A 23,396-nucleotide genomic window follows, 5' to 3' on the forward strand; every position below is an offset into this window, starting at 1 on the left:
ACCACATTGTGACTTTTCAGAGCGTTAATGGCAGCGATGGACACGCTCTGCCTGCCTCTGCCCCCGTCCTTGCCTCTGCCCCTGCCGCAATCGCCTCATCACGCCCGCGCCTGCGCGCTTCTCGGCATTGAGACGCGCAGCCGCAGAGGACCGCAGGCTGACCCCGGCTCCGGCACCGATACCGGCCCCATTTCCGGCCCCGCCTCGCTGCACTGGCAAACGCAAGTCCGGCATCTGACCGGTCTCGGCCGCGTCGAATTGATGTCGCGCGGACCGGTCGCGCGCCACGCCAGCGGCCAGCCCGTGGCGCTGGCGACATGGTTCGATGAGTGGCGCGCCACCCGGCCCCGCGCCGCCCTGCTGTTGAACGCCGATGGCCCTCCGCCGGAGGCGCTGCGCCGCGCCGGCTTCTGGCCCCTGCTCACCCCGGCAACCTTGGCGCTGCTGCCGCTCGGCCCCGAGCCAGACATGCGCGCCGCGATGACCCAGAAGTGGCGGAACCGGCTGCGGCGCGCGCAGGGCACCAAGCTGCGCGTCCGGCGGCTGCCGCTGCGCGCCGACCACTGGCTGCTTCCGGCGGAGGCGGCGCAGGCGCGCGCCCGGCGCTACCGCACCCTGCCGCCCGGCTTTCTCGCCGCCTATGCGGCCGCCAACCCCGGCGCGGCGCTGATCTGGGAGGCGCGGCTGGCCAGCGCCCCCGTCGCCGCGATCGCGGTGCTGCGCCACGGCACGATGGCCACGTGGACAACCGGCGTCTCACGCCCCGAGGGACGCCGGTGCAACGCCATGAACCTGCTGCTGTGGCAGGCCATGCGCTGGCTGGCGGCGCGGCATTCCATCTTGGACCTCGGCATGATCAACGACGACGACGCGCCGGGGCTCGCGCATTTCAAGCGCGGCACCGGCGCCCGCCTGCACCGGCTCGGCGGCACATGGCTGCACAGCCGCACATTGGCCCCGCTGGCCCGCCGCTTGCCGGCCACGCTCGCGGACTGAGCGCGCCCGCCGCCCCGCACCGCCGGAAAAACGCGCAAAGCGACGGCCCGCCTCCCCCGACAGCCCCCCACAATCGCCCTGCGAGCCCCAAACGCAAAAAGGGCCGGGCACCCTTCGGCGCCCAGCCCTTCTTCTCTTCACAAATACGCCGCCCGTCCGCTGCCGCTCGCGCGACCTGCGGCCCAAGGCGCCGCGCAGGTCTCACTCGGTCACGGTCACCGAGCTCATCACGTCGGGCTGGCCAGTGACCGCGCCGTTGCGGCCCTCGCCGCGCTTGATCGCGTCGACCACCTCCATGCCCGAGGTCACCTCACCCACCACCGTGTACTGGCCGTTGAGGTGCGGCGCCGGGGCGAACATGATGAAGAACTGCGAGTTCGCCGAGTTCGGGTTCTGCGAGCGCGCCATGCCAACCACGCCGCGCTCGAACGACCGGTCCGAAAACTCTGCCGGCAGATCGGGCATGTCCGAGCCGCCGGTGCCTGCCATGCGCAGGTCCTCGCCCAGCTTGCCGTATTGCACGTCGCCGGTCTGCGCCATGAAGCCGTCGATCACCCGGTGAAACACCACGCCATCATAGGCGCCGGAACTGGCAAGCTCGGTGATCCGCGCGGCGTGCTCGGGGGCGACGTCGTCGAAGAGTTCGATGTGGAAGGTGCCATTGGCGCCCTCGCCCTCAACCTGCACGTCAAGCCCCGCCGCAAGCGCGGGCGACGCGACAACCGAAAGCAGCAGTACCAGCTTACGCATCTGCGGCCACCTTCACCGAGATCATCCGGTCGGGCTCCGCAGGCGGCTCGCCGCGGGTGATCGCGTCCACATGCTCCATGCCTTCGACGACCCGGCCATACACGGTGTACTGGCCGTTGAGGAAGTGGTTGTCCTTGAAGTTGATGAAGAACTGCGAGTTCGCCGAGTTCGGGTTCATCGAGCGCGCCGCGCCCAGCGTGCCGCGGTCATGCGGCAGCTTCGAGAACTCCGCCGGCAGGTCGGGCAGCTGCGAACCGCCGGTGCCGGCGCGGCGCAGGTTGAAGCCGTCTTCCATGTCGCCGTGCTCGACGTCGCCGGTCTGCGCCATGAAGCCGTCGATCACCCGGTGAAAGCAGACGTTGTCATATTCGCCCGCGCGCGCCAGTTCCTTCATGCGCTCGGCGTGCTTCGGCGCCACGTCGGGCAGCAGTTCGATGGTGACGGTGCCGCCCTTCAACTCGATGAGGATGGTGTTTTCGGGGTCCTTGATCTCGGCCATGTCGATACTCCCTATGGCAAGTGCTGCGCGAGATTTAGTCCGCCCCGCCGCGAATGCCAAGCCGCGCGCCGCCCAGAATCCTGCAACGCACCGCGCAACTCCTTGTGCGGGCAGCCTTGTGCAGACAGTGCCGCATTGACCTCTGGCCCGGCACGGGGCAGACCTTTGGCCAAGAACGAGATCAGGAGGACCCAGATGGCCTGGAAGACACTCGACGACATGGACCTGAGCGGCAAACGCGTGCTGACCCGTGTCGACATCAACGTGCCGGTGGACGGCGGCGTGGTCACCGACGCAACCCGGATCGAGCGCGTGGCGCCCACCGTGCAAGACGTCCTGTCGCGCGGCGGCACGCCGGTTCTGCTGGCGCACTTCGGCCGTCCCAAGGGCAAGGTGGTGCCCGAGATGTCGCTGAAGACGCTGGTCCCGGCGCTCGAGGCCGCCTTCGGCACGACGGTCAATTTCGCCACGCTGGATGACGCCGCCGCGGTGATCGACGGCTGCGCCGAGGGCCAGATCGTGCTGCTGGAGAATACCCGTTTCGAGCCCGGCGAGGAAAAGAACGACGAGGCGCTGGCGCAGCGCTACGCCGCGCTTGGCGATGTCTACTGCAACGATGCCTTCTCGGCGGCGCACCGCGCCCACGCCTCCACCGCCGCGCTGGCGCATCTGCTGCCGGCCTGCGCCGGGCGTCTGATGCAGGCCGAGCTTGAAGCGCTCGAGGCCGCTTTGGGCAATCCCAAGCGCCCGGTGCTGGCGGTGGTCGGCGGCGCCAAGGTCTCGACCAAGCTCGACCTGCTCGGCAACCTCGTGGAAAAGGTCGACATGCTGGTGATCGGTGGCGGCATGGCCAACACCTTCCTCGCCGCGCAGGGTGTCGACGTGGGCAAATCGCTCTGCGAGCATGAGATGACCGGCACCGCCCAGCAGATCGCCGAGAAGGCCGCCGCGGCGGGCTGCGAGATCCTGCTGCCGCGCGACGTGGTGGTGGCCCGCGAGTTCCGCGAAAACGCGCCGTCGGAAGTGGTAGCCGCCGAAGCCTGCCCCGCCGACGCGATGATCCTCGACGCCGGCCCCGACAGCGTGGCGCATGTGGAGCAGGCCATTGGCCGCGCCGAGACGCTGATCTGGAACGGCCCGCTCGGCGCCTTCGAGATCGCCCCCTTCGATGCGGCCACCAATGCCGCGGCCAAGTTTGCCGCCAAGCGCACCGCGCAGGGCGAGCTGGTCTCGGTTGCCGGTGGCGGCGACACGGTGGCGGCACTCAACAAGGCCGGCGCTTCGGAGGATTTCACCTATATCTCCACCGCCGGCGGCGCGTTCCTCGAATGGATGGAAGGCAAGACCCTTCCCGGCGTCGCCGCCCTCGGCTGAGCGCCGCGGTAACCGGGCACCGCAACTGCGCTTTTCCCGGCACAGCCGCCGGGAAAATGCGAGTTTTTCGCGCCGAGCATCGCCATAGGCGGATCCGGGCATTCCCATGTCGATTCGCCTGTGGCATAGTTTTACAGCCCAACGGCCTCCACACACACGAGGGGTCGCGGCAGCAGACGGCACGATCATTGAGCAGGACCGAATTTTCATGACGGGCAGACGCAAACCGGCCATCGGCGGCCTGATCTTCGCGGCCATCGCGGTGAGCCTTGCCGGGTATTTCACCTTCGCCGCCGTTCAGGGCGATTATGGCGTTTTCCGCCGCGCCGAGATCGAGGTCGAAGGCGCCCGACTGAGCGCCGAGCTTGACCGCCTCAACAGCGAGGTGGCGCATCTGGAAAACCTCACCCGCCGGCTGTCGGACGATTATCTCGACCTCGACCTGCTCGACCAGCAGGCGCGCGATGTACTCGGGATGATCCGCTCGGACGAGATCGTCGTGCGCTGAGCCGGCGCGCTGGCTCTCAGATATCTCCTGACGGTGCCTTTCGCAGCCGACACGGCGCAGCCATCCATGGGTGAAAGTTTTGAGGGGGCTCTGCCCCCGCACGCCGCTGCGCGGCGCACTCCCCCGGCGTATTTTTGAAGAGAAGAAGGCCTGCGGGCGCTGCCTCTGCGCGCTTCTTCTCTTTGCAAATACGCACGGCGCGGCGGGCCGTCCGGGCGCCGCGATGGATGCGGCGCGCACCGGCGAGGTTCCGCCGCCCCCTTGCCTTGCACTGCCCCTGCGCCACTTTTTCCCCGAACACGGCCCGCCGCCCTTTGACACTGGCGTGTGAGGGCTTTACTGTGTGAGAAAGTTTAACACTAAACTAAGTTGGGAGGAGCGCTTATGGCCGCCCGGAAACCAGCCGCCAAGCCGAACGTCTCGCCCGAAGAGCTCAAGCAATACTACCGCGACATGCTGCTCATCCGCCGCTTCGAAGAGAAGGCGGGTCAGCTTTATGGCATGGGGCTCATCGGTGGGTTCTGTCACCTTTACATCGGTCAGGAAGCCGTTGTCGTCGGCCTCGAGGCCGCGGCAGAGGAAGGCGACAAGCGCGTCACCTCCTATCGCGACCATGGCCACATGCTCGCCTGCGGCATGGACCCGAACGGCGTCATGGCCGAGCTCACCGGCCGCGAAGGCGGGTATTCGAAGGGCAAAGGCGGCTCGATGCACATGTTCAGCCGTGAGAAGCACTTCTACGGCGGCCACGGCATCGTTGGCGCGCAGGTGCCGCTTGGCGCCGGCCTCGCCTTCGCCGACCGCTACCTCGAGAACAACCGGGTGACCTTCACCTACTTCGGCGACGGCGCCGCCAACCAGGGCCAGGTCTACGAGACCTTCAACATGGCCTCGATCTGGAAGCTGCCGGTGGTCTTCGTGATCGAGAACAACCAGTACGCCATGGGCACCTCGCAGAAGCGCTCGACCTCCACCGACGAGATCTACACCCGCGGCGCGCCCTTCGGCATCCCCGGCGAGCTGGTCGATGGCATGGACGTGCTGGCGATCAAAGAGGCCGGCGAGAAGGCGGTCGAGCACTGCCGCGCCGGCAAGGGTCCCTACATCCTCGAGATCAAGACCTACCGCTACCGCGGCCACTCGATGTCGGACCCGGCCAAATACCGGACCCGCGAGGAAGTGCAGAAAATGCGCGACGAGCGCGACCCGATCCAGAACGTGCGCGACCTGCTGCTGCAGGGCAAGCACGCCTCGGAAGATGACCTCAAGGCCATCGACAAGGAAATCAAGGACATCGTCAACGCCTCGGCAGAGTTCTCGAAAGAGAGCCCGGAGCCCGCTCTGGACGAGCTGTGGACCGACATCTACGCCGACGAAGTGCCGCAAGGCGACGCGGTAGAGGCCTGAGGCAGAAGGACTAGACGCATATGGCAACCGAAATTCTCATGCCCGCGCTCTCGCCGACCATGGAAGAGGGCACGCTGGCCAAATGGCTGGTCAAGGAAGGCGACACCGTCACCTCGGGCGACATTCTCGCCGAGATCGAGACCGACAAGGCGACGATGGAATTTGAGGCCGTCGATGAAGGCATCGTCGGCAAGATCCTCGTCGAGGAAGGCACCGAAGGCGTGAAGGTCAACACCCCGATCGCGGTGATGGTCGAAGAGGGCGAAGACGCCTCCGACATCGATGTGTCCTCCGGCGGCGACGACGCCTCCACGAGCGAAGAGACCGCCGAAGAGACCCCGGACGCACCGGTCGAGGCGGCCCCCGCCTCTGCCCCCGCGACCCCCAAGGCCAAGGCGGTCGAACCCGACTGGCCCGAAGGCACCGAGCTCAAGCAGCAGACCGTGCGCGAAGCGCTGCGCGACGCCATGGCCGAAGAAATGCGCTCGGATGCCAACGTCTTCGTCATGGGCGAGGAAGTGGCCGAGTATCAGGGGGCCTATAAGGTGACCCAAGGCCTTCTCGACGAGTTCGGCGACAAGCGGGTGATCGACACCCCGATCACCGAGCACGGCTTTGCCGGCATCGGCGTCGGCGCGGCCTTCGGCGGGCTCAAGCCCGTGGTCGAATTCATGACCTTCAACTTCGCCATGCAGGCGATTGACCAGATCATCAACTCGGCAGCGAAAACGCTCTACATGTCCGGCGGCCAGATGGGCGCCCCCATGGTCTTCCGCGGCCCGAACGGCGCGGCGGCCCGCGTCGGCGCGCAGCACAGCCAGGACTACGCGGCATGGTACGCGATGGTGCCCGGCCTGAAGGTGGCGATGCCCTACTCGGCTTCCGACGCCAAAGGTCTGCTGAAGAGCGCCATCCGCGACCCCAACCCGGTGATCTTCCTCGAGAACGAGATCCTCTACGGCCGCTCCTTCGACGTGCCGGTGATGGATGACTTCACCGTGCCCTTCGGCAAGGCCCGCATCTGGCGCGAGGGCGAGGACGTCACCATCGTGTCCTTCGGCATCGGCATGACCTACGCGCTCGAGGCGGCGGAAAAGCTGGCGGAAGACGGCATCTCGGCCGAGGTCATCGACCTGCGCACCCTGCGCCCGATCGACTATGGCACCGTCATCGAGTCGGTGAAGAAGACCAACCGCTGCGTGACCGTGGAAGAAGGCTGGCCCGTCGGCTCGATCGGCAACCACCTGTCGTCCTACATCATGCAGAACGCCTTCGACTGGCTCGACGCCCCGGTGATCAACTGCACCGGCAAGGACGTGCCCATGCCCTATGCGGCGAACCTCGAAAAGCACGCGCTGATCACCACCGCAGAGGTGGTCGACGCGGTCCGCCAAGTCACCTACCGGTAAGGAGAGCGCGTCATGCCCACAGAAATCCTGATGCCCGCGCTGTCGCCGACCATGGAGGAAGGCACGCTGGCCAAATGGCTGGTGAAAGAGGGCGATACGGTCAACTCGGGCGACATCCTCGCCGAGATCGAGACCGACAAGGCGACGATGGAGTTCGAAGCCGTCGACGAAGGCACCATCGGCAAGATCCTCATCGAGGAAGGCAGCGAAGGGGTGAAAGTGAACACCCCGATCGCCGTGCTGCTCGAAGAGGGGGAAAGCGCCGACGACATCGACACCAGCGCCTCCGCCAAGGAAGCGCCGGCCGAAAGCAAGGCCGAGGCCCCCGCGCCCAAGGACGAGGGTGCCAAGGCAGCCGCCGCCACCCCGGCGGCCGCATCGGCAACCCCTGCCCCGGCAGCGCCCAAGGGTGAGGATGGCAAGCGCATCTTCGCCTCGCCGCTGGCCCGTCGCATCGCGGCGGACAAGGGGCTGGATCTGGCGCAGGTCAAAGGCACCGGCCCGCACGGTCGCATCGTCAAGGCCGACGTCGAGGCTGCCAAGCCCGCCGAGAAGGCTGCCAAGTCCGAGGCTGCTCCCGCCGCCGAGAAGAAGGCCGCAGACGCCGCCGTCATGCCCGCCGGTCCGTCCACGGACGCGGTGCGCAAGATGTACGACGGGCGCGAGTTCGAAGAGGTCAAACTCGACGGCATGCGCAAGACCGTGGCCAGTCGCCTCACCGAGGCCAAGCAGACCATCCCGCACTTCTACCTGCGTCGCGACATCAAGCTCGACGCGCTGCTGAAGTTCCGCAGCCAGCTGAACAAGCAGCTTGAATCGCGCGGCGTGAAGCTGTCGGTCAACGACTTCATCATCAAGGCGAGCGCGCTGGCGCTGCAGTCGGTGCCCGACGCCAACGCCGTCTGGGCCGGCGACCGCATCTTCAAGCTCAAACCGTCCGACGTGGCGGTGGCCGTGGCGATCGAAGGTGGCCTGTTCACCCCGGTGCTGAAAGACGCCGAGATGAAGTCGCTGTCGGCGCTTTCGTCCGAGATGAAGGATCTTGCGGGCCGCGCCCGCAACAAGAAGCTCGCACCGCATGAATATGTCGGCGGCAGCTTCGCGATCTCCAACCTCGGCATGTATGGCATCGACAACTTCGACGCGGTGATCAACCCGCCGCACGGCGCGATCCTTGCCGTGGGCGCGGGCGTCAAGAAGCCGGTCGTCGGCGACGATGGCGAACTGACCGTGGCCACAGTGATGTCGGTGACGCTCTCGGTCGACCACCGGGTCATCGACGGCGCGCTTGGTGCCGAGCTGCTGTCGGCGATCGCCGACAACCTCGAGAACCCGATGGTGATGCTGGCCTGATCCGGCCAGCACGCCGAGGAAACAAGCGGCCCCTGCCTCGCGGCGGGGGTCGTTTTCTGTTTTGCGGCAGATCGTTACCGCGCGACAGCGCGCCTACCAGTGCCCTCCCGCGTCCCGCCGATCACCCTGATCCGCTGCCCGGCGAGATACCGCGCCGCCGGATTTCCCCGGCATGATTTCCCCGGCATGATTTCCCCAGCGTCATGCAACCGCTGCATGCCGAGCTTGCGCAGCCATCAGTTGTGAAGATGTACGTGTCGCGTAAGTTACGGGCATGCTGCGACGCGGCGGGTTTGGCATGTCTGCATGTTTGCCACCGCGCCAACGCTCCCCGACATTCGACGACCCACGTCCAACCCAACATCCGACCATCGGAGCTGTGACATGGCTACCCAAGACCGTCAGGCCGTTCTGACGATCCTCTCGCTGGCGCTTGGCGCCTTTGCAATCGGCGTCTCCGAGTTCGCCGCAATGGGGCTGCTGCCCTATTACGCCGCCGATCTTGCGGTCTCCGAGCCCGACGCCGGCCATGCGGTCAGCGCCTATGCGCTTGGCGTGGTGGTCGGCGCGCCGGTGCTGGCGGTGCTGGGCTCGATGATCCCGCGCAAGCTGCTGCTGATCCTGCTGATCGCATTCTTCGGCCTCGGCAACCTGCTCAGCGCCATGTCCACCGACCTTACCACTCTGATCATCGGCCGCTTCGCCTCGGGGCTGCCGCATGGTGCCTTCCTTGGCATCGCGATGCTGTTTGCCGCCGAGTTCTCGCCCGAGGGCCGCAAGGCGCGCGGCGTGGCGCAGGTGCTGATGGGGCTGACCATCGCCAATGTCATCGGCGTGCCGCTGGCCGGTGCCGCCGGTCAGGTGTTCGGCTGGCGTCTGTGCTTCGTGGTCACCGCCGCGCTCGCCGCCGCCTCGGCGCTGATGATCATCCGCGTCGCCCCCAACGCGCAGACCGGCCCGAGGCCAAGCCCCCTGCGCGAACTGGGTGCGCTGGCCAACCGCGCGGTCTGGAGCACGCTGCTGATCGGCGCCATCGGCTTCGGCGGGGTCTTCGCCGTCTATGCCTATTTCTCCGCTGCCATGCTCGATGCCACCACCGCGCCGGCTTGGGCGATCCCGGCGGCGCTGTCCGGGTTCGGCCTTGGCGGAGTTGTCGGCAACCTCATCGGCGGACGCCTCGCCGACTGGTCGCGGCTTGGCGGCGCGCTGCTGCTGCTGATCGGCATGGTCGCCATGTCGCTGCTCTACACCGTGGTGATCGGCGACTGGCTGATGATGAGCCTGTCGATCTTCCTGCTCGGCGCCACCGCCAGCCTCGCCATCCCGCTGCAAATGCGCCTGATGGACGTCGCCGGAGAAGCGCAGACGCTGGCCGCCGCGCTCAACCACGCGGCCTTCAACGCCGCCAACGCACTGGGACCGTTCCTTGCCGGGCGGGCGCTTGCCGCCGGTCATGGCTGGGGGTCGACGGGACAGGTCGGCGCGGCGCTGGCGGCGGGCGGCATCGTAATGCTGGCGCTGGCATGGCTGGAAAGCCGCAGCCGCGCCCGCCGCGTCATGCCCGCTGTCATGCCCGCGGAGTGACACGCACTCGCCGGAACAAGGCGCGCAGCGCCGCCGGCCAGCGGCCGACCGCCCCTTGGGCGGCCGCTTCGGTCAGCACAGCGCGCGCACGGGCGCAGGTCGGTGCGGCGCGATAAAGCGCAAGCCACGATCGCTGGAAGCGGCAGCCCGCGGTCGTCCACTGGCCTCTGTAGCGCTCTTGCGACTCCACCTATGGCGCTCTGCTCGATAGCAAAAAGGCGCGGACCCCGAGGTCCGCGCCTTTCTCTATTCCGCAATACTGAAGCCGCTCACTCGCTGCAGTTGCAGCCGGTCAGCTTCTGGTCCATCGAGCGCGACGGCTGATCGCAGCCCGCCTCGCCGACGATCTTCGCAGGCACCCCCGCAACCGTCTTGCACGGCGGCACCTCTGCCAGCACCACCGACCCGGCGGCGATGCGCGAGCCGCAGCCCACCTTGATATTGCCCAGCACCTTGGCGCCCGCGCCGATCAGCACGCCATTGCCGATCTTCGGGTGCCGGTCCTCATCCTCTTTGCCGGTGCCGCCCAGCGTCACCGAATGCAGGATCGACACGTCGTCGCCAACCACCGCCGTCTCGCCGATGACGATGGAATGGGCGTGGTCGATCATGATGCCCTGCCCGATCTTCGCCGCCGGGTGAATGTCGACGCCGAACACCTCGGACGAGCGCATCTGGAAGAAATACGACAGATCGCGCCGCCCCTGACGCCACAGCCAGTTGGCCACGCGCTGGCTCTGGATCGCCTGAAAGCCCTTGAAGTACAGCAGCGGCTGCAAAAAGCGATGGCAGGCCGGATCACGCTCAAAGGTGGCACGGATATCGGCCCGCGCCTTCAGCGCCAGCGCCGGGTCCGAGCTATAGGCCTCGTCGCAGATCTCGCGCAGGATTTGCTCGGACATCTCGCCATTGGCAAGCTTCAGCGAAATCCGGTAGGCCAGCGCCCGCTCTATGGTCGGGTGGTGCAGGATCGAGTAATGCACCGAGCCCCCAAGCAGCGGCTCGGCGGCCACGACCTCTTCGGCTTCGTGGATGATCCGGGCCCAGACAGGGTCGAGTTCGGCGATCTTGGCGCGGGTCTTGGCCATTGGAATCCTCCGTGCGGTTGCCCAGCAGTCTAGCAGATAGGCGCGATGCGTCGAAATGCAAAACCGTGATGTAGAGGATCGCAAACGCAGATGGAAGCGCCGAATGGCCCGCCCCTCAGGCGGTCAGTCAGGCGGTCAGTCAGGCGGTCAGTGCCAGCGCCGCAAAAGGCCCCGGCCCGTAACGCGCCGAAACCTGCGCAACGCGCAGCTCATAGCCGCCGGTCACGCCGTCCTGCGCCGGGTCGTACTGCCATGCCGGAACATCGGAAAACGCCTCGCGGATCAGGCTTTGCCCCTGAACCACCCGCAGCAGGTAACGCTCGCGCTCCTCGCCCAAGGGCACCTCTGGCAGATCCCAGCCATCGCCCTCGATCCGCGTGCGCCGGGTCCAGCTGATCGACAGACCGCCAACGCCGGGCACGGCGCGCAGATGCGCCGGGCGATAAGGCCGCAGCCCGTTGCCGTCGAAGGCCAGCACGCGGTGAACGTAGCTTGGATCGTCATAGGAGCGCCGCGCCGGGCCAATGCGGTAGTGCCGCGCCTGCCGCCGCTGCGCGGCGCTCAGCGCGATCTGCTGCGGCGCACCATCCAGAAGCACCACCCATGATCCGGCGGGCCAGACCGCGGGCATCAGCCCGTCGCTGCCCGCCTGTCCGCGCAACCGGTGTGACACGAACCAAACGCCCGGCTCGGCCATCTGCGCATCGCGGAACTGCAGCACCTCCCAATTGCCCGCGCTGCCGTCGCCAATGGCGATCAGGTTGCCGCCCGCCAGAAACGCCGCGTCGCCGATGGATTGCAGCGCGCCGGAACTGAGCCGCAACTGCAGTGGCGCACCGCGGTCGATCCGCCCGGCCGGCGCCGCGAAGAGCGCGGTTTCGGTCCGCCCCACGGTGGCCCGCGCCGCAAGCACCTCATTCAGCACGTAATCGGCGTCACTGGCGGCATCATAGACCGCCACGCTGCCCGGCCAGGGCTCGGCGGTCAGCGCCAGATGCGGCGCATGCGGCACTTCCTCGCCGTGCATCAGCGGCAGATCGAGGAACAGCGGCAGCACCGGCACCGGTGCAACGTACGGGCGCAGCAGCGGCGCATCCTCGGGTCCCGCGGTGGGCAGATAGGTATCGGGTTCGATCCGCACCGCCTCGATGCGCTGACGGCTGCCGATCTCGACCCGGTCGATGCGCGCCCGCATCTCGCCCGCTGGCGACGGCAGTGCCACGACGTCTCCTGCGCCCAGCCCGATCTGCGACGGCGGCAACGAAAACTCCAGCGTATCGCGGGCGATGCGCGCCTCGGCCAGCCAGCGTTCGAGGATCATCCGCGCCTCCGACCGGCTCAGCACCATCGGCAGTTCGCTTTCGGACACCGCATGGGTGCCTTCGTCGGGCAACACCACTTCCTCGGCGGCGACCGCGTGATCGCCCTCGGCCTCGACAAAGCGCAGGCGCAGGCGGCCCGAGATCTCGGCCTCCGCCGCCCGGATGTGCCGCAGATCGCCCGCGTCCTCATCGTCACGCACCAGCCCCGCCGGATCGAGCGGCACCGCCGCGCGCCCGCGCCGCGGTAGGAACTGCAGCACGCCGTCACGCTCGACGGCGTCGACGCCATGCGCCAGCAGCAGCGGCTGCAGCGCGCTGCGCGCGTCCGACACCCGGTCGATCTGGTAGCCGCGCACCCAGCCCCAGAGGCGGCTGACGTCGAACGCCTGCAGCCCCGCCCGGCGACAGACCTCGGCCACCACAGAGGCCAGCGTCCGCGCCGAACAGCGCCCGTTGAGCCAATGCCCGCGCCGGTAGTTGCCGCCATCACTCCACAGGTTCTCGAGCCCCGGAAACCACGGAAACGGCCGCGCGTCCCACGCCCAGACCAGCGCCTTGGACATGTCGAGCATTGGCCCGCCATAGACCTCGGACACCGGGTTGTTGCCCGGATCATTCCAATGCGCATGGATCGCGCGCAGGTATTGCCGCTGCATAAGATCATCGCGCAGCCCATTGGAATAATGAGGCAAAAGGCTTTCCGAGCTTTTCGGATCGAGGAACTTGTTGGGCTGGTTTGCCCCCTTGTCGATGGCGGCGCAGCCCAGTTCGGTGAACCAGATCGGCTTGCTCTGCGGCGCCCAGTCGGTGGGCATTTCCTGCCGCACGCCGCCGATCCGCTCGTGGTGCAGATTCGACCACCAGCCGCGCAGGTCCTTGTAGCGATAGACCCACGGCTCGCCATGCGCGCCATCGGTGATCGGCACCCGGCGCTGCGCGTCCCGCGCCTCGGCGCTTGGGTAATACCACGCAAAGCCTTCGCCGCCCTCGACGTTCGACATCAGGTAGTCCGGCGCGTAGATCGCGCCCCAAGCGGCATCCGCGTGATCGTCCCCCTCGCGCCAGTCGGCCAGCGGCATGTAGTTGTCGATGCCGATGAAATCGATCTGCGGATCGCTCCACAGCGGGTCGAGGTGGAAATACACATCGCCCGAGCCATCCTGCGGGTGATAGCCGAAATACTCGCTCCAGTCGGCGGCATAACCGATCTTCACCTCCGGCCCCAGCAGCGCGCGGCACTCAGCCGCCAGCGCGCGCAGCGCGGCCACCGCCGGAAACCCCGCCGCGCCGCGGATCTGCGTCAGCCCGCGCATCTCCGAGCCGATGCAAAACGCCGCCACACCGCCCGCCACGGCGCAGAGCGCCGCCTGATGCAGCACGAAGCGGCGGAACGACCATTCGTCCGGCCCGCTGTAGGTGACGCTGCCGTCACCAACGCTGAAATCCGCCGCCGACGCGCTGCCAAAGAATGCCGCCACCTCGGCCTCCGCCGCCGCGCTGCCATCGGGCGAGCCGTCGCGCCCCGGCGCCGCGCTGAGGGTGATCCGCCCGCGCCACGGCAGCGCCGGCTGCTCTGCGCCGCCAGTCCATGGGTCGGGCCGCGTGTTGCCGGCCATCTGCTCCATCAGGATGAACGGATAGTAGACCACCTCCAGACCGCGCCCCGCCATTTCGCGCAGCGCCTCGATCACAGAGGCATCCGCCGGGGTGCCGCCATAGACCGGGCGCCCGTCCACCTGCGGCACCAGCCCGGCGTCGCTGCGCGTCAGCCCCGAGACCTGCCATGGCATCTGTGCCGAGTCCCATTGCGCCTGCTCCAGCTTGGGCCGGATGGCGCAGTGCCCGCAGCGCAAATCATCCCCGAACCAGCTGACCACCAGCGAGGCCGCCCGGCAGTTCGGCAACTCGTCCGTCAGTTGATCGAGCGAGACAAGGAAATCCGGCATCTCGGCAGGGGTGTTGAGGTTCACCGCCCCCTGCGCGCCGCCGCCGTAGTCGAGATAGACCGGGCGCGTCGCCAAGGAATATTCGCCGGTGCCGGGGATCATCGCCACGCCGCGGATCGCCTGCGGCACGTCCTGCGCGTCCGACAGTTCGGGGCGCGTGACCTCGAAGCTTAGTTGCGGCACGCGGTTGCCGAAGCGCTCCAGCATCAGGTCCTCGATCACCACATAGGCGGTGCCGCGATACGCCGGGACCAGCCCGGCGCCCTCCACCGCCTCCATCTTGGGGTCGGGCATCTGATCGGCGCTGCCCGGATAGACGCGCATGTTGAGATCGCGCAGCGCGATCTCGGCGCCATCGGCCCAAACCCGGTTCACCCCGGTGATCTCTCCCTCGCAGAGCGCCAGCGCAAGGCTCACCGAATAGCTGTAGCGTTTCACCGTGGTCTCGCTGCGCGGGCTGCCCTTGCCACTGCCGTTTGACACCGTCTGGCGCTGCACATGCTCCTGAAACTCGCTGGCCCAGATCACCTGTCCCCCCAGCCGCATACGACCATAGACCTGCGCCACCGCCGCGCCTTCGCCCGCGCCGCTGAGGCGAAACCGCTCGATCCGGCCGGTTTCCACCGTCTCCGAGCCCGCGCCCATCAGCCGCTGATCCACCGCGCGCCCGAGCCCGGCCCCGATGAACCGGCCCACCGCCGTCATCGACAGCCCAAGAAACGAGCCGCCGACCGCGCTGCCAAGCGCCGCCCCGGCGGCAGAAAGAACGATTGTCGCCATCACGCGCACTCCATCGGAAAGGCAAAACGCGCCGCCACGCGGCGGCGCCAAGGCCGGCTCAGCGCGCTTTCGACCACGCCGTGCCCGCTGTAGGCATGCACAAAGCTCGGTGCGGCACCGATCTGCGCCTGCAGTCCCAGATGCTTGGCCACCGCGCCTTCCCGCATGCGGAACACCAGCACGTCACCGGGCGCGGCATCGGCGCGGTCCTTTGGCACCAGATGCCGCAGCGCCGCCGCCAGCACCGCCTCTTCGCCCTGCGGCTCGGCCCAATCCATGCTGTAGGGCGGCACCGTCTCCGGCTCGGGCCCGACGACCTCGCGCCAGACGCCGCGCAGCAGCCCAAGGCAATCGCATCCCGCGCCGCGCACCGACCCCTGATGCAGATAAGGCGTGCCGATCCAGCGCCGCGCCTCGGCCACGATGCGCGCGCTGGTCATCGCCGCGAGCCGCCGCTTGTGACCGTGGCACTGGCCGCATGCGCCATCAGCCAATCATCCTCCGGCACATCAGGAAAGCCGGAAAAGTTTCTGATATTGCTAAATTTCAAGCGGCACTCTTCAAACGTTTTGTCGCAGCCTGCGGTAAGCCGCACCCGGTCTCCGGCCGCCAGATCGGCGCGCAGCGGCTGCCACAGATCGATTAGCCGGGCCCCGTCGCGCGCCATATCCCGTTTGATCCCGGCAGTCAGGCCCGCGCCCTGACCGCTCAGCACTTCCAGCTTGCCGCGTGTGAACCATGAAGGCGCGAACCCGGCCATCTCGGCAAACCGGAAGTGACGCCCTTCGGTGACGGAAAGTATCGTCTCATCAGTGGAATAACCGGCATTCTTAAGATTGAACCGACAGGCTCCATCTCCCAGAACCGCGGCACAGGACTTGTGGTAGACGCGCCCCAGCGGGCGGTTCAGCCGCTCGGTCAGCCCGCGCAGCTCGGCATGGAAGGCAGACGGCCCACGGCGGATCTGCCCGAGCGTGCCGCGAAACAGGAGGCGGCGCTGGCGCACGTCGGACCAGTTGACCAGCCACGCCACCACCTCGGCATCGTCAAACCGTCCGGCCTCAATGTCCGCCTCCGAGATCGTCGCGTCCGAAAGCGCGCCCATGGCTTCGGAATTGTCGACCGAAAGCCCGGTGGCCTGCTGCAAGGCCATGGCGCTGAGACCACTGTCGGCGCGGAACTCCAGCCCGTCGAAGCGCAGCGCCCGGTCGTGGTCGGTAAAGCCAAGCCGCAGGCCGTCGCGCCGGGTGAGCGCCCAGCAGCGCACCACCGTGGTCAGCCCGCTGGCAAGATGCGTATGAAGCTTCTCCGCACCCATCAGACCCGCACCTCCACCACCGGCACGTCGGGCACCTGTCCGGCCTGAAAGCTGGCGACCGAGACGCTGATGCGGTCGGTGTCGAAGCGCACCGGCACATCGAACTCGAACCCGGCGCTGATCTCGGCCCCGGCGAGCGGCGGTTCGGCGAAGCTGATCCGCCCGGTGGTGGTGTCGATCTCAAAGTGGACGCCCTGACGCATCTCGACGTCCTGCACCGCGGCCAGCACCGTCCCCTCGACGGGCTTGGTGATCGGCCGCGCGTAGCTGGCCCCGCCCGAGCGGTAGGTTTTGGCAAGCTGGAACACCCGGGTCGCGCCATCGCCGCGTGCAATCACCTGATCCCCGGCCGAGACGGATTGCGACGGCAGGCAGGATCGGTCGTCGGCCCAATCCTTCCAGCGAAACCCATAAAGCTGCCCCCGCCGGGCCTCGAAAAACGCCAGCAGTTGCGAGATATGATCCAGCGAGCGCAAGCCGAGCCCCGCATCGAAACGCCGACGCGACTGTGCCCAGGGCGTGTTGCGCTCTTCGAACCCTGAACTCAACTCGACGACCTCGGTGCGGCGCTCGGGCCCGCCCATGGCGCCAAAGCTCAGGTCGGCGGGAAACCGTACTTCGTGAAAACTCATGCTCGCTCCTCCGTCAGCGGTTGCGCGCGCCCTGACCCAGCACGCGGCTCATCTGCGCGGCGATCTGCGCACGGCTGCGCTGAAAGCCCTGTACGTCCGGCGTCTGGATGTTGATCACCACAGAGACCGGCTGGCCGCCGCCCTCGCTGCGCACGCCAAGCCGGCCATCCGCCCCGCGCGACAGCGGCAGGATCGCCTCTGGCCCGGCCTCGCCCATCAGACCGGTGCCGCCGCGCATGGGAAAGCGCACCGGCCCGCTGACCACGCCGCCTTGCGCGAACGGCGTGACCCGGCCATCGGTGAAGGCACCGCCCCGCGCGAAGGGGGAAAACGCACCGAGGAGTTGCGTCAGCCCCGCAGACAGCGCACCGCCCAGATGATCGGTCACCGGCCGCACCGCCGCGCGGTAGGCACTGTCACGCACGCTGCGCGCCACCTGCTCGAGCGCGTCCGAGGCGCTGCGGCCGCCGAACACCACACCATCGAACGCCCGCGCCAACGACCGGCTCAGCGTGCCTTCCAGCTTCGCGGCGCTGCGGCCCGTGGCGGAAAACGTCTGATGGATGCGCTTGAGCTCGGCGTCGAACCCAGCCGCCATCGCACTGGCCCCGCCCAAGCTGCTCTCCAGCCCGTCAAGCGCCCGATCAAGATCATCGCTGTCGGTCATCGCCATCTCCCTCTTGCGCGTCCGGAAAGGCCGCGATCAATTCGTCGAGCCGCGCCCGGGCCATGGGGCGCGGTCCTTGTGCCTCGCCCAGCATCAGCCGCAGTTCCGCCGGGGTCAGCGCCCAGAATTCCGCCGGGCGCAGGCCCAGCCCGCGCAGGCCCGCGCGCAGCAGCGCCGGCCAGTCAAAGCCGCTCATCGTCACCTCCGGGCAAGGCGAAGGCGCGCGCCAGAAGCTCCGCCGCCGCCCGCGCCGCCACCAGCGGGCCGCCGCCGATTTCGGCGCGCACCAGATCCTGCGCGGTGCCCGTCCAACCGCCGCCGCGCAGCCCGGCCACGATCAGCGCCAACACGTCGCGGGTCGAGCAATCGCCCGCCTCGAAGCGGCGCACCAGATCGACCAGAGTGCCCTGCTCGAGCATCGCCTCAAGCTCGGCCAGCGCGCCCAGCGTCAGCCGCATCACCCGCCGCTCGCCATCCAGATCCAACGCCACCTCACCGCGCCACGGGTTGGCCATTTACGCCTCCACCGCGGGCATGAAGCTGATCGCCCCGGCCGAGGCCAGCGCGATCTCGAAGGTCGCCTCGCCGTCGTGGTTGCCCGCGTAGTCGATCGAGGTCAGCTGAAAGGGGCCGGCGATGGTGCCGAAACTGGGGATGATCACCTGAAAATCCGGCGTCTCGCCGTCAAAGAAGATCTGCCGCGCCCGCTCATCCGTGCTGGCGTCCTTGAAGACCCCCGAGCCCGACAGATTGGCCGATTTCACCCCGGCCCCGGCGAGCAGTTCGCGCCAGCCCCCGGCGCTTTCCAGCGAGGTCACATCGACGCTTTCGGCGTTGAAGCTCACCCGCGTGGCGCGCAGCCCCGCCATGGTCTCGAACTGGCCGTCGCCGGTCAGGTCGAGCTTGATCAGAAGGTCTTTGCCGTTCTGGGCAGCCATTGTCGCAACTCCTTGGTTTGGCGCGCTCACGCGTCTTCGACGCGGGCGCGGAAGGTCATCTCGATGCGGCGCAACCCGCCGGTCTCTCGGCGCGCGCGGGCGCGGCGGAAGCGCAAGCTGATCAGCCGCCCGCGGGCCAGTGTCAGATCGGCCTCGTGCAGCGCGTCCGACACCGCCGCCGCCACCGCCTTGGCCACCGCGAAACCCGCCGCTTCGGTCACCACCGCAACGGTCAGATCGTGCCACGCGCCGGATCCGCTCACGTCGGAGGCATCGCGCGCCGCCTCGGCGCCCAGCGTCACGTAGAGCGGCGGCAGGTTGCCCGCGGGCAGCGCGTCATAGATGCCGCCGCCCACCAAGCTGGTCAGCGCGGCATCGCCCTGAAGCGCGGCGAACACCGCCGTCTGCAGCGCCCCGGTCATCGCATAGCTCATGCGGCCACCTCCTCTTGCGCGTCGCACACCAGGTAGAGCCCCGCGCCGTCGCGCTCGGTCACCGCCTGGATGTCGAACACCCGCCCGCCCCGGCGAAAGCGCTGGCCCGGTACCGGACGGCGCGATGCGCCCTCGGGCGCGGCGCGCACGGTGATCCGAAAGCGTCCCCGCGCCAGCGGCCCGGCCTCGCCCTGCACCTCGCGCCCGGTGCGCGGCTGCAGATCGGCCCAGAGGGTACCAAGCGCCTGCCAGCCTTGCGTGAACCCGCCCATCCCGTCAGGCGCGCGCACCGGCGCTTCCAGCACGAGCCGCTGCGAAAGCCGCACCGCCCTCATGCCGATGCCCCGCTGCCGAAGCCCAGCCGCAACGGCCGGTAGCGCGCGATCAGCGACGTCACGCCAAACGGCATGCAGCCTTGGCTCAGCGCGGTTTCATCGCGGTATTCGTAGTAATGCGCCGCCAGCAGCAGCACCGCCTGCGCAAGATCGGGGGGAAGCGCGTCGAAACTGGCGGCGTAGCCTGCGGTGAACCGCACTTCTGCTGCCCCGCCCGCGGGCGGTTCCGGCAAGGCCGCGCCCTGTGGGCGCAGCCGCGGGGCGAGGCTGTCCACCTCCAGCCGGTAGCGATCGGGGGCCACCACCTGCGCCACGCCGTAACGATCGACCAGCGCCAGTTCCGACACCGCCTGCACCGGCGCCAGCGGGAACGCTTCGCCCAGCGCATCACGCCAGCCGTGCACCGTCCACAGAAAGCTCCGGGCCAGCAGCGCCTTGCCGGTACGCGCCTCGATCGCCGCCAGCGCCGCCCGCAGGAAGGCCTGCAGCACCGGCGTCTGCAGGTCGGCCTCGTCAAAGCCGCTGCCCATGCGCAACTGCGCCGTCAGCGCCTCGACCGGCAGCACCTCGTCGGTCACCTGCGTCTCTTCGATCACCATCATCTGACCTCTCCGCTTCTCGCCGCTGCCAGCCATGGCGACGCGCCCGCGCCGCCATGGCCTGTCACATTCAGCTGGTGGCGCAGCGCAGCAGCTTGATCGCGGCGAAATCGCTCACGTCGCCGCCGACACGCTTGGTGGCGTAGAACAGCACATGTGGCTTGGCGCTGAACGGATCGCGCAGCACCCGCAGATCGGGGCGTTCGGCAATCGTGTAGCCCGCGGCGAAGTCTCCGAAAGCGATCGGATAGGCGTCGGCCGCGATGTCGGGCATGTCTTCGGCGATCAGCACCGGGTAGCCCAGCAGACGCGCCGGCTGGCCGGCCGAAAGCCCGTCGCTCCACAGGTGCCGCCCGTCCGCGTCCTTGAGCTTGCGCAGCGCGCCCGCGGTCTTGGAGTTCATCACGAAGCTCGCCTTGGCGCGGTATTCCGCGCCCAGCGCGTAGACGAGATCAATGATCGTATCGCCATCCCCGATGCCTGACGGGTCGTCCGACGGCACATAGCCCAGATTGCCCCATTCCCAGATCTCATTGTCGACCATGTCGTGCGACAGGATGCCCATGGGCTTGTCGACACCGTCGCCCGAGACGAACGCCGCCGCCTCGGCGCGCGAGAACTTGTCGGCAATCCGCCCGGCCAGCCAAGCCTCAAGGTCGAAGGCGGCATCGTCCAGCAGCCGCTGCGAGGCCTTGGGCATGGCCGACAGTTCATGCAGCTTGATCTGGATGCGGTCGATGGTCGGCGTCTCGCTCTCGGAGCTTTCCGAAAGCTCATCGGCCCAGCCCGCGCCGGTGTCGCCCTGATCGACAAGCACGTCGAAAGACGCGGCCTCGACGCTTACCACCGACGCAATCGCACGGATCGACGCCGCGCCTTCAAGCACGCCCCGCACCGTCTCGGATGTCACCGGATCAACCAGATAGCCGCCATCGGCCGCCACAGCGGTGGACAGTGCCTTGCCCTCCAGCACCAGCCCGCGCAGCCCGTCGTCATCCCCGGTGCGCAGGTAGGCGTTGAAGGCCTTGCGATGCGGCAACTCCAGCGCCGCGGTGGTGGCCAGCGCCGGGCGCGCTGCGGCATGAGAGGTCTTGGTGTCCAGCATGGTCAGTCGCTCTTCGTGTTTGTCCAGTTTCGCGTGGAGATCGGCCTGCATGGCCCTGATATCCGCAGTCAGCCCCGACATCGCGGCGCTCACTCGGGCGACCGGGGACAGATCTTCCCCGGTCCGAGAATGGCTCTCGGTTGTGCTCATGTGCTCTGTCCCCTGTTGATGGCGCGCGTCAGCGGCACGCCAGATCGTGACGCGCGGCCTCGATGGCCAACGCCAGTTCGCGCAGAGTGTCACCCTCGGGAGGCTCCCCCTTGGCCGCCACCCGCGCACTGGGCAGCATCGGGAAGGTGACAAGCGACACCTCCCAAAGCTCCAGTTCCTTGAGGAGCCTGCGCCCCCCGTGATCCTCCACCGCCGTGACCGTGCGATAGCCGATGGACAGCCCGTCAATGGCGCCAGCGGTGATCAGCGCAGCCGCCTCGCGCCCCTTGGCAACCGTCTCAAGCAGACGCCCCTTCACATGCAGACCGCGTGCGTCCTCGCGCACCTCGTCCCAGATGCCGATGGGCTGGGCCGGGTCGTGCTGCCAGAGCATGCGCACCGCGCGCCCCTCGGCCTTCAACCGCTGTAGCGAGGCGTCATAGGCGCCGGGCATGACGATATCGCCGCCCTGATCGCGAGAACCAAACAGCGAAGCATAGCCCGCGATCCGTGTCCCATCGGCCTGCGTAACCTGCGCGGTGATCTCTGTCCCCAGCGGGCAGAACTTGTGCTCCAGTCGCATCGCCAGCATCCCTTCCATGTTCCTTCCTCAGGGGGCCATCGTGACAAAGCCTTGCAGCGCCTGCGCCAGCAGCCCCGCTGCCACACCGTAGACCGCCAGCCAAAGCCGCTTCTCCAGCCGCTCCAGCAGCAGTTCCAGCCGGGCAAGCCGCCCTTCCAGCGCCTCGATCTGCAGCTTGCTCACCCGCTCATGCGCCTCGAGCTTCAAGGCCGGGGCGCAGGCGAAGGGCTCATAGGCAAGATCGCGGTCACGCACCGCCATCGTCCTCCGGCGCGGGGCTCTCCTCTGGCAGCGGCGGCAGCCCCAGCATGCGGCGCTTTTCCGGCAGCGTGAGAAAGGCTGCCTCGGACACCCGGCGCCAATGGCTCTCGCGCTCGGCAGACAGCGCGGGCACCTGATCAAGATCGGGCATCAGTTCGATTTCTTCGCCGATGAAGCCAGCAAGCCACCTGCCCAGCGCCGCGCTTACCCTTTGCGCCAGCGGCAGCACGGTCAGCCGGTAGAAGGCGCGGTTGGCCTCTTGGTAATTGGCGTAGGTGGCGTCGCCGGGAATGCCCAGCAGCATCGGCGGCACCCCGAAGGCGACGGCAATCTCGCGCGCGGCGGCCTCCTTGGTCTGGCGGAACTCCATATCCGAGGGCGAGAACCCCATGGGCTTCCAGTCAAGCCCGCCTTCCAGCAGCATCGGACGCCCAGCGTTGCGCGCCCCCTGATGGTTCGCCTCCATCTCGGACACCAGACGCTCGTATTGGTCCTGCGCCAGCGTGCCCTGACCGTCAGAGCCGGTCCAAACGATGGCCCCCGAAGGCCGGGCGGCATTGTCCAGCAGCCCCTTGGACCAGCGCGAGGCGCTGTTGTGCACGTCCACCGCCTGCGCCGCCGGTTGCAGCGGGGACAGCCCATAGTGATCGTCCTGAGGGTGGAAGTTCTTCACATGGCAGATCGGGCTCGGCGTACCCGCAACGTCGAAGCGGTGCCGCCGCCCGTCCACCTGATACTCATAGGCCACCGGCCAGCCATCTTCGCCGGGCACCAGCCGCATCCGGTCCGAGCGCAGCACGTGCAGCTCGTCCGGCAGCCCAGACCCCATTCCCACCGCCTCGACATAGCCATCACCGGACAGCAGCAGCTGGCCATAGAGCGCTTCGAGCAGTTCGGCGCGCCCTTGCACCGGGTTCGGCGCGCCGAGCCTTTTCAGGAGGGGATGCGCGGTGTAGCGCATCTCGCTGTCCTGCAGAACCAACGGCAGCGCCGACGCCGCCTCGGTGATCAGCTTCACCGCCCGAAAGCCAACCGGGTTGCCCGCAAAGCCCTGCCGCGTCAGCGATCCCGCATCCCGCGGCGACCAGGCCACGCGCCCGACCGGCTGCAGGGCCACAAGGCGTCCGGCGGCCGAGGCCTTGGTCTCAGGCATCGTGTCACCCGCTCGCGCCCGCCGCAGAAAATCGAACACCATTGCACGCTCCTTGCTGGTCCCCGGCCCGAGGCCCGCATGGCCCCGGTGCCGTGTTGAAGACAAAGCTACGGACAAAGCGTTAACCATCGCCTCCCGCGGCGCGCGCTGCCTGTGCAACAGCGCCCGCCGTGGCGCTCTGCTGCGGTGGCAGCGCGGCCCCAAG

Annotated in this window: 25 protein-coding genes; 7 read left to right on the top strand and 18 right to left on the bottom strand. The window is 68.2% G+C overall.

The genetic code is table 11. The annotated features are described in order from the left end of the window. Window positions 1-27 precede the first annotated feature (27 nt). Entirely contained in the window at window positions 28-996 is a 969-nt protein-coding gene (locus tag ACXAJT_RS02140; protein ID WP_475232498.1) for a GNAT family N-acetyltransferase, read from the top strand. A gap of 201 nt (window positions 997-1,197) precedes the next feature. On the opposite strand, the gene ACXAJT_RS02145 is transcribed toward ACXAJT_RS02140, so the two are convergent. After that, window positions 1,198-1,746, bottom strand: a complete 549-nt coding sequence (locus tag ACXAJT_RS02145) for a peptidylprolyl isomerase (protein ID WP_475232500.1) — start codon at window positions 1,744-1,746, stop codon at window positions 1,198-1,200. Beyond that, window positions 1,739-2,245: a peptidylprolyl isomerase gene (locus ACXAJT_RS02150; protein WP_475232502.1), complete on the bottom strand. Its 507-nt coding sequence runs from the start codon at window positions 2,243-2,245 to the stop codon at window positions 1,739-1,741. The genes ACXAJT_RS02145 and ACXAJT_RS02150 overlap by 8 nt, the downstream gene beginning before the upstream one ends. Before the next feature lie 195 nt (window positions 2,246-2,440). On the opposite strand from ACXAJT_RS02150, the gene ACXAJT_RS02155 reads away from it, so the two are divergent. The 6 genes from ACXAJT_RS02155 to ACXAJT_RS02180 all read left to right on the top strand — a co-directional run bounded on the left by ACXAJT_RS02155 (window position 2,441) and on the right by ACXAJT_RS02180 (window position 9,880). Next, entirely contained in the window at window positions 2,441-3,619 is a 1,179-nt protein-coding gene (locus tag ACXAJT_RS02155) for a phosphoglycerate kinase (RefSeq protein ID WP_475232504.1), read from the top strand. 208 nt (window positions 3,620-3,827) lie between these two features. Further along, the gene (locus tag ACXAJT_RS02160) at window positions 3,828-4,127 is read left to right on the top strand and encodes an FtsB family cell division protein (protein ID WP_475232506.1); all 300 of its coding nucleotides are present in this window, start codon (window positions 3,828-3,830) and stop codon (window positions 4,125-4,127) included. Between the two features lie 384 nt (window positions 4,128-4,511). Further along, complete coding sequence (pdhA, locus tag ACXAJT_RS02165; RefSeq protein WP_475232508.1) at window positions 4,512-5,534, top strand: pyruvate dehydrogenase (acetyl-transferring) E1 component subunit alpha; 1,023 nt, start codon at window positions 4,512-4,514, stop codon at window positions 5,532-5,534. Window positions 5,535-5,554: 20 nt separating this feature from the next. Continuing rightward, complete coding sequence (locus ACXAJT_RS02170; RefSeq protein WP_475232510.1) at window positions 5,555-6,943, top strand: pyruvate dehydrogenase complex E1 component subunit beta; 1,389 nt, start codon at window positions 5,555-5,557, stop codon at window positions 6,941-6,943. A 12-nt stretch (window positions 6,944-6,955) separates the two neighbouring features. Further along, window positions 6,956-8,296 (top strand): pyruvate dehydrogenase complex dihydrolipoamide acetyltransferase, encoded by a 1,341-nt coding sequence (locus ACXAJT_RS02175; RefSeq protein ID WP_475232512.1) that lies wholly within the window; start codon window positions 6,956-6,958, stop codon window positions 8,294-8,296. A gap of 384 nt (window positions 8,297-8,680) precedes the next feature. Next, entirely contained in the window at window positions 8,681-9,880 is a 1,200-nt protein-coding gene (locus ACXAJT_RS02180) for an MFS transporter (protein WP_475232514.1), read from the top strand. A 269-nt stretch (window positions 9,881-10,149) separates the two neighbouring features. Here ACXAJT_RS02180 and cysE read toward each other — a convergent pair whose 3' ends face one another. The 16 genes from cysE to ACXAJT_RS02260 all read right to left on the bottom strand — a co-directional run bounded on the left by cysE (window position 10,150) and on the right by ACXAJT_RS02260 (window position 23,233). After that, a complete protein-coding gene (gene cysE / locus ACXAJT_RS02185) occupies window positions 10,150-10,968 on the bottom strand; it encodes a serine O-acetyltransferase (RefSeq protein ID WP_475232516.1) in 819 nt (272 codons plus the stop codon). A gap of 139 nt (window positions 10,969-11,107) precedes the next feature. Beyond that, a complete protein-coding gene (locus tag ACXAJT_RS02190) occupies window positions 11,108-15,016 on the bottom strand; it encodes a baseplate multidomain protein megatron (RefSeq protein WP_475232518.1) in 3,909 nt (1,302 codons plus the stop codon). Continuing rightward, the gene (locus ACXAJT_RS02195) at window positions 15,016-15,456 is read right to left on the bottom strand and encodes an NlpC/P60 family protein (RefSeq protein ID WP_475232520.1); all 441 of its coding nucleotides are present in this window, start codon (window positions 15,454-15,456) and stop codon (window positions 15,016-15,018) included. The genes ACXAJT_RS02190 and ACXAJT_RS02195 overlap by 1 nt, the downstream gene beginning before the upstream one ends. Next, window positions 15,453-16,334 carry a DUF2163 domain-containing protein gene (locus tag ACXAJT_RS02200; RefSeq protein ID WP_475232523.1) on the bottom strand — a complete coding sequence of 294 codons (882 nt, stop codon included), beginning with the start codon at window positions 16,332-16,334 and terminating at the stop codon, window positions 15,453-15,455. The genes ACXAJT_RS02195 and ACXAJT_RS02200 overlap by 4 nt, the downstream gene beginning before the upstream one ends. After that, entirely contained in the window at window positions 16,334-16,966 is a 633-nt protein-coding gene (locus tag ACXAJT_RS02205; protein ID WP_475232525.1) for a phage distal tail protein, Rcc01695 family, read from the bottom strand. Before ACXAJT_RS02205 ends, ACXAJT_RS02200 begins: the two co-directional genes overlap by 1 nt. 13 nt (window positions 16,967-16,979) lie before the next feature. Beyond that, window positions 16,980-17,633 carry a phage tail tape measure protein gene (locus tag ACXAJT_RS02210; protein ID WP_475232527.1) on the bottom strand — a complete coding sequence of 218 codons (654 nt, stop codon included), beginning with the start codon at window positions 17,631-17,633 and terminating at the stop codon, window positions 16,980-16,982. Continuing rightward, window positions 17,617-17,829 (bottom strand): rcc01693 family protein, encoded by a 213-nt coding sequence (locus ACXAJT_RS02215; protein ID WP_475232529.1) that lies wholly within the window; start codon window positions 17,827-17,829, stop codon window positions 17,617-17,619. Before ACXAJT_RS02215 ends, ACXAJT_RS02210 begins: the two co-directional genes overlap by 17 nt. Beyond that, the gene (locus ACXAJT_RS02220; protein WP_475232531.1) at window positions 17,816-18,148 is read right to left on the bottom strand and encodes a gene transfer agent family protein; all 333 of its coding nucleotides are present in this window, start codon (window positions 18,146-18,148) and stop codon (window positions 17,816-17,818) included. The genes ACXAJT_RS02215 and ACXAJT_RS02220 overlap by 14 nt, the downstream gene beginning before the upstream one ends. Next, the gene (locus ACXAJT_RS02225; protein WP_475232533.1) at window positions 18,149-18,571 is read right to left on the bottom strand and encodes a phage major tail protein, TP901-1 family; all 423 of its coding nucleotides are present in this window, start codon (window positions 18,569-18,571) and stop codon (window positions 18,149-18,151) included. Between the two features lie 26 nt (window positions 18,572-18,597). Continuing rightward, complete coding sequence (locus ACXAJT_RS02230) at window positions 18,598-19,005, bottom strand: DUF3168 domain-containing protein (protein ID WP_475232535.1); 408 nt, start codon at window positions 19,003-19,005, stop codon at window positions 18,598-18,600. Beyond that, the gene (locus ACXAJT_RS02235) at window positions 19,002-19,340 is read right to left on the bottom strand and encodes a head-tail adaptor protein (protein ID WP_475232537.1); all 339 of its coding nucleotides are present in this window, start codon (window positions 19,338-19,340) and stop codon (window positions 19,002-19,004) included. Before ACXAJT_RS02235 ends, ACXAJT_RS02230 begins: the two co-directional genes overlap by 4 nt. Then, window positions 19,337-19,942 carry a head-tail connector protein gene (locus tag ACXAJT_RS02240; protein ID WP_475232539.1) on the bottom strand — a complete coding sequence of 202 codons (606 nt, stop codon included), beginning with the start codon at window positions 19,940-19,942 and terminating at the stop codon, window positions 19,337-19,339. Before ACXAJT_RS02240 ends, ACXAJT_RS02235 begins: the two co-directional genes overlap by 4 nt. 67 nt (window positions 19,943-20,009) lie before the next feature. After that, complete coding sequence (locus tag ACXAJT_RS02245) at window positions 20,010-21,194, bottom strand: phage major capsid protein (RefSeq protein WP_475232541.1); 1,185 nt, start codon at window positions 21,192-21,194, stop codon at window positions 20,010-20,012. Window positions 21,195-21,222: 28 nt separating this feature from the next. Beyond that, window positions 21,223-21,777 carry an HK97 family phage prohead protease gene (locus ACXAJT_RS02250; protein ID WP_475232772.1) on the bottom strand — a complete coding sequence of 185 codons (555 nt, stop codon included), beginning with the start codon at window positions 21,775-21,777 and terminating at the stop codon, window positions 21,223-21,225. Between the two features lie 27 nt (window positions 21,778-21,804). Continuing rightward, entirely contained in the window at window positions 21,805-22,038 is a 234-nt protein-coding gene (locus ACXAJT_RS02255; protein ID WP_475232543.1) for a GTA head formation protein, RCAP_rcc01685 family, read from the bottom strand. Next, entirely contained in the window at window positions 22,025-23,233 is a 1,209-nt protein-coding gene (locus ACXAJT_RS02260) for a phage portal protein (RefSeq protein ID WP_475232545.1), read from the bottom strand. The genes ACXAJT_RS02255 and ACXAJT_RS02260 overlap by 14 nt, the downstream gene beginning before the upstream one ends. Window positions 23,234-23,396: the final 163 nt, after the last annotated feature.

Source organism: Salipiger sp. ABF4_146, assembly GCF_056161345.1.